We start from the raw sequence: 15,805 nt of genomic DNA, 5'->3' as shown, positions 1-15,805 counted from the left end.
TATTTGAGTTATCTTTATAATTCCATTTCTACGGTACTGATCAGGGAGTATTTTGAATGGATTATTCTACAAAAACCTTTTAAAAACAGATAGCTATAGAGTTTTATTAAGGTTTTTTAGAGATTTCGCTGTGATGGGCGAAATTCCCATGTCGCCACACCTTCAGTTCCCGATCACACCCTTGATCCGACTCGTCAGATCATCCATTGAAAACGGCTTGGTCAGCAGGTGCATCCCCGGCGCGAGTTGCTCTTCCCACGTCGCGGCGTTATGCGCATAGCCGGTAATGAACAGCACTTTGAGGTCCGGGCGCAGGGTGCGGCCGGCGTCGGCCACCTGGCGGCCGTTGATGCCACCGGGCAGGCCAACGTCGGTGACCAGCAGGTCGATCTGTGGATTGCGCTGCAGTACTTCCAGGCCGGTGGCTCCGTCTGCGGCTTCGAGCGCGGTGTAGCCGAGGTCTTCGAGTACTTCGGTGATCAGCATGCGCACCGTCGGCTCATCGTCGATCACCAATACCGTCTCGCCTTGTCCGAGTGCCGAGGGCAGCGCGGGCGCTGAGGGGGTGGCGCACTGAGTGGCTTCGGCACGGGACCTGGGCAGGTAAAGAGTCATTCGAGTGCCCACCTCCAGCTGAGAGTGGATCTGCACGCTGCCGCCGGACTGACGCACGAACCCGTAGATCATCGACAGCCCCAACCCCGTGCCTTCTCCTGTGGGCTTGGTAGTGAAGAAAGGATCGAACGCATGGGCGATCACGTCGCTGGTCATGCCGCTGCCGGTGTCGCTGACACTCAGGGTCAGGTATTCGCCGGGCGGCAGCTCGCGTTCCGCGGCGGCGCGAGCGTACAGGGTGCAGTTGGCGGTACTGATGGTCAGCGTCCCGCCTGCGGGCATGGCGTCACGCGCATTGATGCAGAGGTTGAGCAGGGCGTTTTCCAGTTGATTGGCGTCGACCTGGGTCAACCACAGGTTGGATTCGCTCTGGGTGTCGATGTGCACGCTCGGCCCGACCGTGCTGCGGATCAGTTCGAGCATCCCCTTTACCAGTCTGGCGATATCGGTCGGGCTGGCTTCGAGCGTCTGGCGGCGGGAGAACGCCAGCAGGCGATGAGTCAGTGCTGCCGCCCGGTTCGATGCGCCCTGGGCGGCATTCAGGTAGCGCTCGACGTCGGCCACACGGCCCTGGGCGATACGCAGGCGGACCATCTCCAAGCTGCCCATGACGCCCGTCAGCAGGTTGTTGAAATCGTGCGCCAGGCCACCGGTCAGTTGCCCGACCGCTTCCATTTTCTGGCTTTGGCGCAATTGCTGTTCCAACAGGCGTTGGGCGGTCATTTCGACACCGACGCCAGTGCGGCGCACCGGCTCGCCTGCGGTATTGAAATATGTATGCCCGCGCGACAGTACCCAGCGTACCGAGCCATCGGGGTGAACGATACGGTACTCGAGCTCCAGGTCGCCACTCGTCACCAGGCCGCCGGCCATGGTCTTGCGCAACGCGAACAGATCATCAGGGTGAACGTTGGCCAGAAACTCCGCGCGCTTGATCCCGGCGGCGGCCTGCTCGGCATCGATGCCATAGAGCTCGCTGACACCTTCGTCGCAATAGAAGCAATCGTTGGACACTTCATAGGTCCACACGCCAACACCGCTGACGGCCGAGAGCGCAAGGCGGGCGAAGTCCATGGAGTCGTAGAGTGCGGTATCGCTGGCTTGTTCGGCTGTGACGTCGCGGCCGCCGACTTCGTGCCTCTGCAGGATCGATGCGGCGGCACGACGGGCATCTGCGATGCTGGCGTAACGCCCTTCGCGCACTTGGGTATCGAGCAAGGCGCCGAGGGCCAGGTCGAGGGCGATGTCCTGGGGGGCACGATAGGACATGCGCAATTCTCTGGGCTGGGTAGTCGGACGAGGGGCGATTATCACCGCCGGGAGGAAAAGTTTCCAGCGCCCGGGCTATCGCTGCAAGCCTGGCGCTCGGTCGATGTTCAGGCCTAGGCGATGTCGGTCGAGCGTCGCCCGCGGCCCAGGCCGCGCTCGCGCAATCGGTCGGCGTGAGAGTGGAGCAGGTCGGCATCGTCCTGGAAGGCCAGGATCAGTTTCGCCAGTTCCATGCGCTGGGATTGATCATCGATCCTGGCCAGGCGCAGGGAGATGGCCAGCAAGGTATCGATTGAACCCTCCAGGTGGCTGGCAACGGCACGCAGATCCTGATCGATAGTGGGCGGCGCTCGTAGTTTGCGCATCAACTGTCCGTACGTGTTTCCGATTGATTGATCCATGTGAAGGGCACTACTCGTGAGGATGAGTGAGTTGGCAGCTCCTGCGCGCATAACCCTGTGATAGCAAAATGCTCCCAAGGTTCCCAACCGGGTAGCAATTGCCATCATCCCGGCATCCGTCGCCAGGTTACGCCCGTCACCCCACACTGCTGAGCGTGCAGCTGTATTTCACGCGAGCAGCCTTTGGTCATGGTCACACCGTAGACCCGCCCGGCGCCACTGTGCAGGGCCGAGTAATACCAGGCATCGGCATCCGACATCCGCGAATCCTTTTGCGAGAACTGCTTGTGTTCGCCCTTGAACAGATAGCTGATCAGGTAATGCTTCTGGATGCTCATGTGCACCACATCTCCCTTGTGAGCGCAATATGACCCTGTGGCCATAGGCCAGTTCCGTAACGCCGGAAAAAACCCTTAAACAGTAATCAAACACCTTGTAACCTGTGCAAAAGGGCAGCCTCTGTACAGTTTTTACGATATCTTTGTCACCTGTGCCCGGCGCCGCCTGCCATGAGGTCGCTAGCAGGGCAACAAGGAGATCTTCTTTGACATCTAGTTTTACAGGCTTGGATTACGCGCTCGCTGCGCAGAATTGCGCCAAAGAGCCTATTCATATCCCTGGAAGTATTCAGCCCCACGGCTTTTTGCTGGTACTCGATGAACACAGCCTCGAGATCTTGCAGGCCAGCGCCAATGTGTCGAGCTGGCTAGGGCTGGACCCCGATCGGGTGGTCGGCAGCAGCCTGCACGCGCTGTTGATCGACAGCGCCTCGCTGGCCGCTCGGCTAAAGGCCCTGCCAGTGGACGAGCAGCATCCGTTCCACGTGGGAGACGTGCGCTTCAATCAGGGCAGCCGTGTCGACAAGCCCATTGCCATGATGGTGCACCGCAACGATGGCGTGCTGATCGCCGAATTCGAGCCCACCAACGATTCGGTAAGCGGCTATGGCACTATTTATCCCCTGGTCCGGGCGTTTATCGGCCAACTTCAGGAAGCCCAAGGCATCGACGAGCTGTGCTATCGCTCGGTGCAGGAAGTCAAGCGCATGACTGGCTTCGGTCGGGTCAAGGCCTACCGCTTCGATGGCGAAGGCAATGGCCTGGTCAATGCCGAGATCGCCGACGAGGGATATCCGAGCTACATGGGCCTGTGTTTTCCGGCCAGCGATATTCCGCAGCAGGCGCGTCGCCTGTACTGCGCCAACCGCATCCGGGTGATCGAAGATGCGCGTTACCAGCCGTCGCCGCTGCTGCCGGTCAACAACCCCCGCACCGGGCAACCGCTGGACTTGGGTTTTGCGGCGCTGCGCAGCGTCTCGCCGGTGCACGTGCAGTACATGCTCAATATGGGCACCCTGGCCTCGATGTCGATCTCCATCGTGGTGCGCGGCGAGTTATGGGGGCTGATTTCCTGCCATCACGACAGCCCGCGCTCGGTGGGTTTCCAGACCCGCACCGCCTGCGAATTGCTCGGCAGCGTGCTGTCGTTGCAGATCGAGACCCGTGAGGCACAGGCCGCTGCCGAGCGTATGCTCAACCTGCGCCATCAGATCGTGCAAATGCTCTCTGCCATGGCCGATCGCGACAGCGTGCGTGACGGGCTGTTGGCCGTGCCGCAGGTGTTCACCGGCTTTACCGGTGCCAATGGCGCAGCGATCATCTCCGACGCGCGTTGCGAGCTGGTGGGCGATACCCCCCCGCAACCACAGGTCGATGCCCTGATCGATTGGCTGGCAAATTACCAGCCGGGCGCCGAGGTGTTCCAAAGCGACAACGTCAGCCGCGATATCCCGCAATTGCCCGAGCTGGCCGCCCACATCGGTGGCGTCCTGGCCGTGGCTATTTCGGAGATCCACTCGCATTATCTGATCTGGTTCAAGCCCGAACAGACCCGTACCGTGCAGTGGGCCGGCCGCCCCGAGAAGAGCCTGAGCGACAGCGGCGCCCTGAATCCGCGTAACAGTTTCGAGCAGTGGCAGGAGAGCGTCGGTGGCTATTCCACGCCCTGGCATCCACTGGAGGTCGAAGGCGTGGCCGAACTGCGTACCGCTACCCTGGGCATCGTGCTGCGCAAGGCTGAAGAAATGGCGCAACTGGCCGGCGAGCTGAAAAAATCCAACAAGGAGCTAGAAGCCTTTTCCTACAGCGTTTCCCACGATTTGCGCGCGCCCCTGCGGCACATCGCCGGGTACGCCGAACTGCTGCGTGACCTCGAGGCTGCCAAGCTGTCCGAGCGCGGTGTACGCTTCCTTGAACACATCGGCGAGTCTGCCCGGTTCGCCGGCACTCTGGTCGACAATCTGCTGAGTTTCTCGCAGATGGGCCGGGCGGCGCTGCGGTTTTCCGACGTCAACCTCGGCGTTCTGGTCGACGCCATCCGCACCGAAATGCTCCCGGACTATCAAAACCGTTCGGTCACCTGGAAGATCGCGCCCTTGCCGATCGTCTTCGCCGATGCGGCATTCATCCACCTGGCGTTGCGCAACCTGTTGTCCAACGCCATCAAGTACAGTCGCAAGCGCGAGCAGGCGGTGATCGAGGTCGGCTCCTTCGAGCAAGACCGCGAGGTAGTGGTGTTCGTGCGTGACAACGGCGTGGGCTTCGATATGGACTACGCCGGCAAGCTGTTCGGCGTCTTTCAGCGTCTGCACCGCATGGAAGAGTTCGAAGGCACCGGTATCGGCCTGGCCAGCGTGCGACGTATCATCGATCGCCACGACGGCCGCGTATGGGCCGAAAGCGCTCTGGATCAAGGCGCGACATTCTATTTCGCACTCCCTAAACACGACTGATCGCTTGCAGCGCCCGTGACGCCCGCAAGTTGAAACAAATGAGGCCCCTATGCTCAAACCCATCGTTCTGGTCGAAGACAACCCCCATGACCTGGAACTGACCCTGGTCGCGCTCGAGCGCAGCCAGTTGGCCAACGAAGTCATCGTCCTGCGTGACGGTGCCGAGGCGCTCGACTATCTGCTGCGCCGCGGTGAACACAGTGATCGGCTCGAAGGCAACCCGGCAGTGATGCTGCTGGACCTCAAATTGCCCAAGGTCGACGGCCTTGAGGTGCTGAAATCGGTCCGCGAGTCTACCGAATTGCGCAGTATCCCCGTGGTGATGCTCACGTCCTCTCGTGAAGAGCCGGATCTGCAGCGCGCGTATGAATTAGGAGTGAACGCTTACGTAGTCAAACCGGTCGAATTCAAAGCATTCGTGGCAGCCATCTCGGACCTCGGCATTTTCTGGGCTGTACTCAACGAGCCACCCCCCGGTTCGCTGCGCCTGACTCGCCGTTCCGACTCCTGATCCACGCACCGCGAATCACAGCCTGGGCTCACGTTCCGGCTGACTGCCCCTGACTTGAAAGACGATCCTCGATGCCCGCAAAGCCACTGAAACTGCTGTTCGTCGAAGACAGCCCCCGTGACGCCGAGCTGACGCTCCTGACCCTCGAACGCAGCGGACTCGACGTCGATACGGTGGTGGTGCATAACCACATCGGCGCCGAACAGGCCTTGCTGGCACAACCTTTTGATTTGATTCTCAGCGACTACATGCTGCCGGGTTCCTCGGGGGGGCAGGTGCTGGAGTGCGCGCGGCGCTGCGCCCCGGCTACGCCGTTCATCTTCCTGTCCGGCATCTTCGGAGAGGAGCACGCGGTATCGATGATGCGACAGGGCGCCGTCGACTACGTCCTCAAACAGAACCTGGCGCTGCTGCCCAAGGCCGTCAATCGTGCTATGGCCGAGGTCCACGAGCGCCAGCAGCGTCAAGTGGCCGAGCAGACCCTGCACGACGTTGAAGCGCGCGCACGCCTGGCAATCGATGCGGCGCAAATGGGCACCTGGGATTACGATCCGCGCAGCGGCAATTTGATCTGGGATGAGCGCTGCAAGGCGCTCTACGCCCTGGAGGAAGGAGGCGAGGTCACCTTCGAGTATTTTCTTGACCGCACCCACCCTGACGATTTGCAGCTCATCGAGGACAAGATCGCTGAAGCCTTGGGCGGTCCCGAAGGTCGTGGCTACCAGGTGGAATATCGCATCGTGCTGCCCGACGGCAGTGAACGCTGGCTGTCGACCAGCGGCCGTTCGACCTTCGTCGATGGCCAGTGCGTGCGTTTTACCGGGGTGATCCAGGACATCAGCGAGCGCAAGCAAAGCACCGAAGCCTTGGAGCGCCTCAACGAGCTACTGGGCGATCGCGTGCAAAAGCGCACCCGCGAGCGCGATCGTACCTGGGAGCTGTCCCGCGAGTTGCTCGCGGTGATGACCTTCGACATGCAGCCCATCGCGCTTAACCCAGCCTGGGAAGTGACGCTGGGCTGGACTCGCCAGCAACTGCTCGACGGCTGCCTGCTGGATCTGATTCATGCGGACGACGTCAGTGCCACCGTGCAGGAAATCGACAACATCGCCAAGGGCAATGTGTCGAGTCGCTTCGTCAATCGCATGCGCCATGCGGCCGGGGATTTTCGTTGGCTGTCCTGGACCATGGTGCCTGATGCAGGCCTGATGTATGCCGCTGTGCGCGACATAACCGGTGAGCGCGCCATCGTCGATGAACTGGCGGCGACCAACCAGCGCCTGCGTGATCAGATCAGCCAGCGCGAGCGTGTCGAGGCGGCGCTGCACCAGATGCAGCGCCTGGAGGCGGTCGGCCAATTGACCGCCGGCGTGGCGCATGACTTCAACAACTTGCTGACGGTGATCCTCGCGAGCTCGAGCTTCCTCAGCCGGGACCTCGAGAAAGGCCAGTTCGATAAATTCCGCAGCCGCCTGCAGAGCATTCAGGAAGCCGGTGAGCGGGGTGCCAAGCTGACCGGGCAGTTGCTGTCGTTCTCCCGGCGCCAGCGCCTCGAGCCGCTGCCGGTCAACCTTAACGACACCCTTTTGGGCATGTTCGAACTGCTGCAACGCTCGCTGGGTGGCAGCATCTGGGTCGAGACCGACACCGCGCCCGACCTGTGGAACGCCCTGGTCGACCCCACTCAGACCGAGATGATCATTCTCAACCTGGCGATCAACGCCCGGGATGCCATGCCCAACGGCGGCGTATTGAAATTGCAGACGCGCAACGAAACCGTCACTCTGGCACCGCAACGCCCCGAAGAGCCCGAACCCGGCCGATATGTGATGCTGTCGATCGGCGACTCCGGCAGCGGCATGAGCGCGGCGGTGGTAGCCAAGGCCTTCGAGCCGTTTTTCACCACCAAGGAAGTTGGCAAGGGCTCGGGCCTGGGGCTTGCGCAGGTGTTCGGTTTTGCCAAGCAGTCGGGTGGCGGGGTGAGCATCGACACCGAGGTGGGCCAAGGCACCACGGTCAGGGTCTACTTGCCGGCCATTCGTGACACCGCGCCGCAGGATGCTCCCGCCGAGGTTGAATCGTTCGTCGCGTCCGGCGAGCAGCCGCAGCGCACCATCTTGCTGGTCGACGACGACGACACGGTACGCAACGTCACTTGCGCGGTGGTCGAGGGTCTGGGTTACCGAGTGGTCCAGGCCAGCAGCGGCGCCGCGGCCATGGGCCTGCTGGAAGAGGGGATAGACCTGGTATTGACCGACTACGCCATGCCTGGCATGACCGGTGCCGAGCTGGCGCTGCAGGTCCATTCACGGTGCCCGGGTATGCCGATCGTGTTCATCACCGGTTTCGCCGAACCTGGCGGCCTTGATCCGCTGGAGCACATCATCGTGCAGAAACCGTTTCGCGGTGATGAGCTGGCGCTGAAGCTGCAACGCGCGTTGCAGCTGTAATCAGCGCCAACAGTCGCGGCCTTTTCACGGCCAAGCCTCGCTCCCACAGTTCATTCGCCTGTGGGAGCAAGGTTGCGCGTTCGGCGGCGAACGCATCACCGTAGATCTCAATGGCTCCCTGCCCGCGCATGCCCCACAAGCGACGCCTGTGGGGCCACTTTTTGCGTATCGCGGGTCTTCAGAGCGATGGTCAGCACCGCTGAAATCAACAGCGCGCCGCTCATCAACAGGTACGATGCTCCCGGATCGCCGGTCGTGGCATTCAAGTACCCGACCAGATAGGACCCACCAAACGACCCCAGTGCGCCCATGCTGTTGATCAATGCCATGGCGCCACCGGCGACGTTGCCAGGCAGGATTTCCGGAATGATCGCGAAGAACGGCCCGTAAGGCGCGTACATGCATGCCGCCGCCAGCACCAACAAGCCGTAGGACCACCAGAAGTGCTGACTGCCCAGCGCATACGAGGCATAGAATGCCACGGCGGCAAGCAGCAGCGGTGGCCAGACGAACCGCTTGCGCTTCTGCAGCTTGTCCGAACCCCACGACACCAGCACCATGGCGATCACCGCCGCCAGATAAGGCAGCGCCGACAACCAGCCGGCCTCGATCATGTCCATTTCCTGACCGGCCTTGAGGATCGACGGCAGCCACAGCACAAAGCCATAGACGCCAATGCTCCAGCAGAAGTACTGCACCGACAGCAGTATGACCTTGGGCGAACGGAAGGCCTCGGCGTAGTTCTTGACCGGTTTGATGCCCTGTTGCTCGGCTTCCAGTGCGGTCTGCAAGGCTTGTTTGTCGGCATCGCTCAGCCACTTGGCCTGTTGCGGGCGATCATCGGCCAGGCGCCACCAGACAAACGCCCAGATCACCGCCGGCAGGCCTTCGATGATAAACATCCAGCGCCAGCTGAAGTGCTGCACCAGATAGCCGGAGACCACCGACATCCACAGCATGGTCACCGGGTTGCCGAGGATCAGAAACGTGTTGGCCCGCGAACGTTCGGCACGCGTGAACCAGTGGCACAGGTACACCAGCATCGCCGGCATGACCACGGCCTCGACCACACCCAGCAGAAAGCGGATGACCACCAGCCAATAGGCACTGTCGACTACGCCCGTCAGCGAGGCCAGACCGCCCCACAGGATCAGGCTGACGAATATCAGCTTCTTGACGCTGTGTTTTTCGGCATAGATGGCTCCCGGCACCTGGAAGAAGAAATAGCCGAGGAAGAACAGCGCCCCCAGCATCGACGACAGGCCCGGGGTGATCTGCAGATCGTGGGCCATGCCCGATGCCGCGGCAAAGCCATAATTGGCGCGGTCCAGATAGGCCAGGCTATAGGTGATGAAGACGATTGGCATGAGATACCACCAGCGGCGGCTTGCCAGTTTGAGCTTTTCCATGGTTCGACTCCTGAGCTTTTTGTTGTTGTCGCGAGCGCTCTGCGGCAATTGAAATGGACCATCCAGTGTTGCAGCACCTGGGTTCAGGCGCTTTGTTGCCAGTGGCTGTCGGCTTCGAGTTCGGCTCGCAGCGGCAGGCCTTCCATGTCGCCCTGGGTTTGCACCGCGCGGCTGCCGATCCAGTTGCCGCGGTTGACGGCAGCCGCCACGCCAAGGGTTTCAAGCAGGCCGCTGATCACGCCGACCGCAAAGCCGTCACCCGCGCCCACGGTGTCGACGACCTTGGCCACCGGGAAGCCGGCCACGTAGCCTTGCTCCTGGGCCGTACGGTAGTAAGCGCCCTCGGGGCCCAGCTTGATCGCGACCATTTCACTGCCCTGGTCGAGATAAAACGCGGCGATGTCTTCGGGGGTCTGGTAGCCGGTCAGCAATTGCCCTTCGGCCAGTCCGGGCAGCACCCAGTCCGCCTGCGCGGCCAACGCATTGATGCTGGTGATCATCTGCGCCTGCGACGGCCACAGTGACGGTCGCAGGTTGGGATCGAACGAGACGCTGCGGCCGCGGCTGCGCATCTCGCTCATCACATGACGTGAGAGCGCGTGGGTATCGGCGGACAAGGCGGGGGGAATACCGGTGGCGTGAACGTGGCTGGCAGCCAGCAAACGTTGGCTGAGGTCGGCGACACTCAGATGGCTGGCCGCCGAGCCCTTGCGGAAATATTCGACGGCTGGGTCGGCGCCGTCATCTTGCCGGGACTTGAACTGAATGCCCGTGGGGTGTCGTGCGTCCACCGTCACATGGCTGCAATCCAGGCCTTCGCGCTCAAGGGTGGCCACCACGAATCGCCCCAGCGCGTCATCGCCGACCCGGCTCAGCCAGGCGACATCGAACCCCAGGCGCGCCAGACCGATCGCCACATTGTTGTCGGCACCGGCGATGCGCTTGCGAAATACCTCCACGCCAGCCAGGTCGCCGGTCTGCTCGGCGACGAACATGGCCATGGTTTCGCCGAAACACAGCACGTCGAATTCAGACATGAGCGCTCACCTCGTGCAGCGGGCTTTGATGGGGCTGGCCGAGGCGGGCGAGGGCGGCGATTTGCGTGCGGGTGACGAGGGCCAGGTCGTCGTCCTGCAGGGGGAATTCGATAGCTCGCAGCACCCCTGGGGCGACACGCTGCAGCACTTGCTCCCACAGGTGCAGATCACGCAGGGTCGGTGGCGTGGCGACCAACTTGCCGGCAGCGTTCAACTGCACGCCCTTGCAGTGCACGTATTCCACGTACTGGCCGAGCCGTGCGAGGGCGTCGAACAGCGACTGCGCTTGCCATTGCCAATTGCCGATGTCGAAGGTCATGCCGACGCCGACGCCCGCAACGCGAGCGGCGCTGAAGAACTGCGCCAGGCGCTCGATCTGGCCGCCTTGTGGTGTCTGGTCGTTTTCGACCAGCAGGCGCACCGGGTGGTCGCTCAGCAACGTGTGAAGGGTGGCCAGATCCTGATTGGCCGGGAAAAACCCCAGAGAAACCTTGAGGTATTGCGCGCCGCAGGCATGTGCATGGGCCTGGGCAGCGGCCAGTGCGGACGCTTGCAATGTACCGTCGGCGGCCCACAGCTCGAGCGGTGACGAATACACGCAGTTCAGCCCGCGGGCCTTGATGGCGAGCGCCAAAGCGGTTTTGTCGTCGGGCAGGCCGAGCTCCTCGCGCAGCTCTATGGTGCTGACGCCAGCATCGGCCAACAGGTCGATAAACGCTGCCTGACCACGTTCGCGCACGAGATCGGCACCGTAGCTGGACAAACTGATGGAGACGGGGTGGAGAGTCATTATTATTGTCCTCTGTAACCGGTTTCATTTATTGCGCTGCAAATCTTCTTTAGCGAAGGGGCTTTGCCCCCCGGTTCGGGGGCAAGCGCCTTCGCTAGAGACGTGATCTGGTCGAGCCGCGAACAATCAGCTGAACGCCGAAGTCCACCGTTCTTGTAGGACTGCGGCTGCCCTGCAGACGTTCCAGCAGGCACTCGAAAGCGCGCACGCCGATGTCGTGGGTTGGCTGCGCCAGCGATGTGATGCCACCCCCGACCAAGGGGTACCAATCGAGCTCATCGAGGGCCAGCAGGCCGAAGTCGTCGAACAGACTGTGTCCCAGCCGATGCAGGGCGAGGGTGGTGGCCAGCGTGGCAACCCCGTTGGCACAGAAAAACGCCTTGGGACCAGGGCCCGGGCGCTGCAGGAAAGCCTGCAACTGGCCCTCCAGATCGTCCGAGGTATAGATCACTGCGCCTTGCACATCGGCATGGGTCTGTACCTGCAACTTGAATGCCGCTGCCCGTTCGGTGCGCGAGCTGGTGCCGTCCTGGGGTTCGCTGACCAGCAACAGGTCGCGGTAGCCTTGTGCGTGCAAGTGCTCGATGGCCGTGGCAACCGCAGCTGGGTTGTCCAGCCCGACCAGATCGCTGTCGAGCTGATCGACCTTGCGATCCACCAGTACCATGGGCATCTCGCGGTGCAGCTCGCGCAGCTCGTCCAGTTGATGGCCGAGGGTGTTCACGATCAGGCCTTCGACGTTATAGGCGCGCACCGCCGCCAGCTGTTCGCCTTCCTGCACCTGATCGCGGTCGGTATTGCACATCACCAGGCTGTAGCCATGGCGACGGCAGGCGCTTTCGACACCGTGCATCACGGCAATGGAATAGGGGTTGCGGATATCGGCGATGAGCATGCCGATCAGGCGTGTACGGCCGCGCTTGAGTCCACGGGCCATTTGATTGGGGCGGTAGCCGAGGTCGGCAATGGCGCGTTCGATGCGTTCGGCGGTGAGTTCGGAAAGCAGCGCGCGGTCGTCGCCGATAAAGCGCGAAACGCTGGCCTTCGAGACCCCGGCACGTTCAGCCACGTCAAGCATGGTGACGCGGTTACGCTGGGCGATGGAAATACTGCTCATGCCTGATTCCTTTTATGGGTGTTATTGCCAGGCGAAAGGCATTTGAAACCGGTTTCAGGAGACACCTGTTCGGCCACCACGTCAAGTGGCCGTTGGTCGGTCAATGCATCAGCCCTGCGGCAACGTTGATGGAAAACCCCAGTATCACGGTGTTGAAGACAAAGCCGATCAGCGAGTGAGCCAGCACGGTCTTGCGCAGCGGGCGCGAGGCGACGCCGACGTCGGAGGTCTGCACGGCCACGCTGAGGGTGTAGGAAAAATACAGAAAGTCCCAGTAGTCGGGATTGGTTTCACCGTCGGCAAAACGCAGGGTCGGTTCCTTGCCGGTGCGGGTATAGAACAGCCGCGCGTAGTGCAGGGCGAAGATCACCCCGATCAGCAACCACGAGCCGACGACGGTGAGGCCGGTATACAGGTAGTCCAGGGCGTGAGCGCTGTTCGCCGGGCCCTGGCTGGCGGCGAGCTCCAGGCCGATAGCGAACAGGCTGGCGATCGCCGCGACGCACACCGTGACCAGCACCAGCCCGGCATTCTCGTCCTCGACTTCGGCAATTTGTTTGACCCGTGCGAAGGGTGAGCGGGCCGCGAGCCACAGCATCAGCGCCAGGTAACTCCAGGTGCCGGCGTTCCAGCCGATGAGGATCTTGGCGATCACCGAGGACGCCGGTATCAAAGCGCCAACAACGATGCCGAGCAGCACGCAAGCGGTGAGGCGCGGATGGGTATGAGCGAGGCGAGGCAGGGCCATGGAAGCCTTTCAGTGCGCAGGAAATCGGCGATTATTACCCAGTCGGGTCAAAAACGATACGAGGACCCTGCAGCGCGGGGGGGCTTCAGCCACGCTCACGCATGAAGAATCCCGCCACGTACTTGCTGAAGGTCTCCAGGCTCTTGAAATCGGCATAGCGCTTGAAGGTGTCTGAACTGGGTTCGGGCCCCAGAGGCTGCTTGATCAGTGACACCGACAGCACCCGGTCGCCCTCGGCGCTGAGCACCAGTTCATCCATCACTGCGGCACCGATCACCGGCCGACGCATGGTCACCGCCACGCCTTTGCTGGCCATCCAGTCGATCAGCTTGACCAGGGCTTTGAGCGGTTCGCGCTCTTCGTCACGGAACACCGGGAACAACTGGCCGCGGGACAGCACCGGTACGTGGCGACGTTGATCATCTGGTAGAACTGGCTGCCGGGCGTGGCGGTCGAGTAGATCGCCAGCGCCAGCAGTGGGCCGGTGGTCCGGGCGCCGCCCCACAACAGATGATGCCCCTGGAAATCGAAGCCGTCCTGGCTGCGCTCGTTGAACACCTTGCGCCCGCGCACCTCGCTGACGCAGTCGAGCAGCAAGCCGTAACGTCGATGACCGGCGAATGCCGTGGAATCCTTGAGGCGCGCTTTGAGCATCATCATGTGTTTCATGTCGATGCGGGTTTCCAGATAGTGGCTGGCCGGCACTCGCTCGATCAGGGGATAACGCGCGGCCACGCTGCGCAGCTGGGCGAACTGGTCGGTCAGGGTCTGCTTGGCATGGCTGGCGTAGACGTTAAGCCCCGAGGCCTCGATCAGGGTCAAGGCCAGCGACAGCAGGCGATGGTGCTCCTTGCGCGCCTGTGCACTGGGGCTGGTCGCCAGGCCGTTGGCGTCGCTGCCGGGCGCACGAAAGTCGCCAATCAGCCGCAGTGCTGTGTCCGGTGGCAGCCAGGAGGCCGGTGTAATCGGCTCGTCAGCTTCCGCGCTGCCTGGCTCGCGCTCATCCTTGGTGAACGGGCAGCCGCTGGCGTGCTCGGCAGTGCCGGGGTTGTTCTTGAGGAACAAGGTGCCGGTGTTGCTGTTGAGGGTAACGTTCATCACCGGCAACACGTTGGGCTGGCAGTCACAAGCCAGCCACTGCCCGGCGGCGCGGATGCGCATCAGCCATTGATTGGCTTGCAATTGGGCGACGCCTTCGAGGCGCGCAGTGACGAAGCCTTCGAGCAATTGCTGTTCAGCGGGGGTGAGGGTGCGGACCAGGCTGCCGCTTTTTTCGATGATGCGCATCAATCGACGTTTCCTTCTTCACGGCGCTCACGATACGCCATGATCCGCGGCATGCTGGCTTCGATCCAGTCCACCATCACTTCCAGGTGCCGCGCCGCTTCTATGCCCAAAGGCGTGAGGCTGTATTCGACATGGGGCGGCACCACCGGCAGGGACTTGCGATCGAGCAAACCGTCGGCCTCCAGGCCCTGTAGCGTCTGCGCGAGCATCTTTTCGCTGACACCGCCGATCTTGCGCCGCAGATCGCTGAACCGATGCATGCCACCCAACAGGATCACCAGTACCAGCACGCCCCAACGGCTAGTCATGTGCTTGAGCACATCGCGCGATGGGCATTGAGCATTCAGCAACTCGCCACGTCGGGCGGCGACTGAAAATGGCACGGTGAACGTCTCGGGAATACTCATGACACTTACCTTTTTGTACGTACTTACGAAAAGTTAGCTAGAGCGGTAGGGTGACGACTCTTCTCATTTCTCGCAAGGTTTATCCCATGATCGCAATTACTGGCGCTACTGGCCAACTCGGCCGCCTGGTCATCACCGCACTGCTTGAGCGCGTACCCGCCGCGCAGGTAGTCGCCTTGGTGCGTGATCCGCAAAAGGCTGAAGACATCGCTGAACTGGGTGTGGACGTCCGCCACGCCGATTACAACCAGCCGGGTACTTTGGGCGCGGCGTTGGCTGGAGTCGAAAAGCTGCTGTTGATCTCCTCCAACGAGCTGGGCCAACGTGCCAATCAGCATCGGGCGGTGATCGATGCGGCCAGGGCTGCGGGGGTCAAGTTGGTGGCGTATACCAGCGTGCTGCATGCCGATTCCTCCGCCCTGGGCCTGGCCGAAGAACACCGGCAGACCGAGCAGGCGTTGCAGGCCAGCGGTGTGCCCTACGTACTGCTGCGTAACGGCTGGTACAGCGAGAATTATCTGGCGGGGGTCGCTAGCGCGCTGGCCCATAACACCTTGCTGGGCAGCGCTGGGGAGGGTCGGATTTCTTCCGCCAGCCGCGCCGATTATGCCGCGGCCGCTGCGGTGGTGCTGACGGGCAGTGAGCATGTCGGAAAGGTGTACGAGCTGGCAGGGGACGACAGCTACACCCTCAGCCAGCTGGCCGCGCTGATTGCCCAGCAGTCGGGTACCGAGGTGGCTTACCGGAATCTGCCGCAGGCCGAGTACGAGAGAGTCCTGGTCGACGCCGGCCTGCCCGAGCCCGTGGCCGAGCTGCTGGCCGATTCGGATGCCGCCGCTGCAAAGGGCGCGCTGTTCGATGACGAAAAGCAGCTCAGTGCACTGATCGGGCGTCCGACCACGCCGGTTGCCGTGTCGCTGCAGCAAGCACTGGCAAAGTAGACGACAACATCACTGTAGCGAGGGGCAAGCCC

General features: G+C 62.2%; 13 protein-coding genes and 1 pseudogene. 4 read left to right on the top strand and 10 right to left on the bottom strand.

Annotation, left to right across the window (positions count from 1 at the left end; all coding sequences use genetic code 11):
- Window positions 1–162 precede the first annotated feature (162 nt).
- The 3 genes from LIX93_RS04395 to LIX93_RS04385 all read right to left on the bottom strand — a co-directional run bounded on the left by LIX93_RS04395 (window position 163) and on the right by LIX93_RS04385 (window position 2,623).
- Window positions 163–1,884 carry a PAS domain-containing hybrid sensor histidine kinase/response regulator gene (locus LIX93_RS04395; protein WP_226502763.1) on the bottom strand — a complete coding sequence of 574 codons (1,722 nt, stop codon included), beginning with the start codon at window positions 1,882–1,884 and terminating at the stop codon, window positions 163–165.
- A 113-nt stretch (window positions 1,885–1,997) separates the two neighbouring features.
- The gene (locus tag LIX93_RS04390; RefSeq protein WP_226502762.1) at window positions 1,998–2,249 is read right to left on the bottom strand and encodes a hypothetical protein; all 252 of its coding nucleotides are present in this window, start codon (window positions 2,247–2,249) and stop codon (window positions 1,998–2,000) included.
- A 140-nt stretch (window positions 2,250–2,389) separates the two neighbouring features.
- Window positions 2,390–2,623: a DUF6555 family protein gene (locus LIX93_RS04385; protein ID WP_226502761.1), complete on the bottom strand. Its 234-nt coding sequence runs from the start codon at window positions 2,621–2,623 to the stop codon at window positions 2,390–2,392.
- Window positions 2,624–2,829: 206 nt separating this feature from the next.
- Between LIX93_RS04385 and LIX93_RS04380 the strand changes: the two genes are divergently transcribed.
- From LIX93_RS04380 to LIX93_RS04370, 3 genes are all read left to right on the top strand, one after another.
- On the top strand, window positions 2,830–5,076 hold the full coding sequence (locus LIX93_RS04380; RefSeq protein WP_226502760.1) for an ATP-binding protein: 2,247 nt from the start codon (window positions 2,830–2,832) through the stop codon (window positions 5,074–5,076).
- Window positions 5,077–5,125: 49 nt separating this feature from the next.
- The gene (locus LIX93_RS04375) at window positions 5,126–5,587 is read left to right on the top strand and encodes a response regulator (RefSeq protein ID WP_226502759.1); all 462 of its coding nucleotides are present in this window, start codon (window positions 5,126–5,128) and stop codon (window positions 5,585–5,587) included.
- Window positions 5,588–5,658: 71 nt separating this feature from the next.
- Window positions 5,659–8,037 (top strand): hybrid sensor histidine kinase/response regulator, encoded by a 2,379-nt coding sequence (locus LIX93_RS04370; protein ID WP_226502758.1) that lies wholly within the window; start codon window positions 5,659–5,661, stop codon window positions 8,035–8,037.
- Between the two features lie 107 nt (window positions 8,038–8,144).
- Here LIX93_RS04370 and LIX93_RS04365 read toward each other — a convergent pair whose 3' ends face one another.
- From LIX93_RS04365 to LIX93_RS04335, 7 genes and pseudogenes are all read right to left on the bottom strand, one after another.
- A complete protein-coding gene (locus tag LIX93_RS04365) occupies window positions 8,145–9,446 on the bottom strand; it encodes an MFS transporter (protein ID WP_226502757.1) in 1,302 nt (433 codons plus the stop codon).
- 83 nt (window positions 9,447–9,529) lie between these two features.
- Window positions 9,530–10,483 carry a sugar kinase gene (locus LIX93_RS04360; RefSeq protein WP_226502756.1) on the bottom strand — a complete coding sequence of 318 codons (954 nt, stop codon included), beginning with the start codon at window positions 10,481–10,483 and terminating at the stop codon, window positions 9,530–9,532.
- A complete protein-coding gene (locus LIX93_RS04355; RefSeq protein WP_226502755.1) occupies window positions 10,476–11,273 on the bottom strand; it encodes an AP endonuclease in 798 nt (265 codons plus the stop codon). The genes LIX93_RS04360 and LIX93_RS04355 overlap by 8 nt, the downstream gene beginning before the upstream one ends.
- 94 nt (window positions 11,274–11,367) lie before the next feature.
- The gene (locus LIX93_RS04350; protein WP_226502754.1) at window positions 11,368–12,390 is read right to left on the bottom strand and encodes a LacI family DNA-binding transcriptional regulator; all 1,023 of its coding nucleotides are present in this window, start codon (window positions 12,388–12,390) and stop codon (window positions 11,368–11,370) included.
- Window positions 12,391–12,490: 100 nt separating this feature from the next.
- Entirely contained in the window at window positions 12,491–13,132 is a 642-nt protein-coding gene (locus LIX93_RS04345) for a DUF1345 domain-containing protein (protein ID WP_226502861.1), read from the bottom strand.
- Window positions 13,133–13,223: 91 nt separating this feature from the next.
- A pseudogene (locus tag LIX93_RS04340) lies at window positions 13,224–14,425 on the bottom strand (hypothetical protein).
- Window positions 14,425–14,832 carry a helix-turn-helix domain-containing protein gene (locus tag LIX93_RS04335; RefSeq protein ID WP_226502753.1) on the bottom strand — a complete coding sequence of 136 codons (408 nt, stop codon included), beginning with the start codon at window positions 14,830–14,832 and terminating at the stop codon, window positions 14,425–14,427. The pseudogene LIX93_RS04340 and the gene LIX93_RS04335 overlap by 1 nt, the downstream one beginning before the upstream one ends.
- Before the next feature lie 86 nt (window positions 14,833–14,918).
- Between LIX93_RS04335 and LIX93_RS04330 the strand changes: the two genes are divergently transcribed.
- Window positions 14,919–15,773: an SDR family oxidoreductase gene (locus LIX93_RS04330; RefSeq protein WP_226502752.1), complete on the top strand. Its 855-nt coding sequence runs from the start codon at window positions 14,919–14,921 to the stop codon at window positions 15,771–15,773.
- Window positions 15,774–15,805 lie beyond the last annotated feature (32 nt).

The organism is Pseudomonas sp. MWU16-30317 (assembly GCF_020515695.1).
Lineage (GTDB): Bacteria > Pseudomonadota > Gammaproteobacteria > Pseudomonadales > Pseudomonadaceae > Aquipseudomonas.
This window is presented reverse-complemented; position numbering and strand designations above follow the sequence as displayed.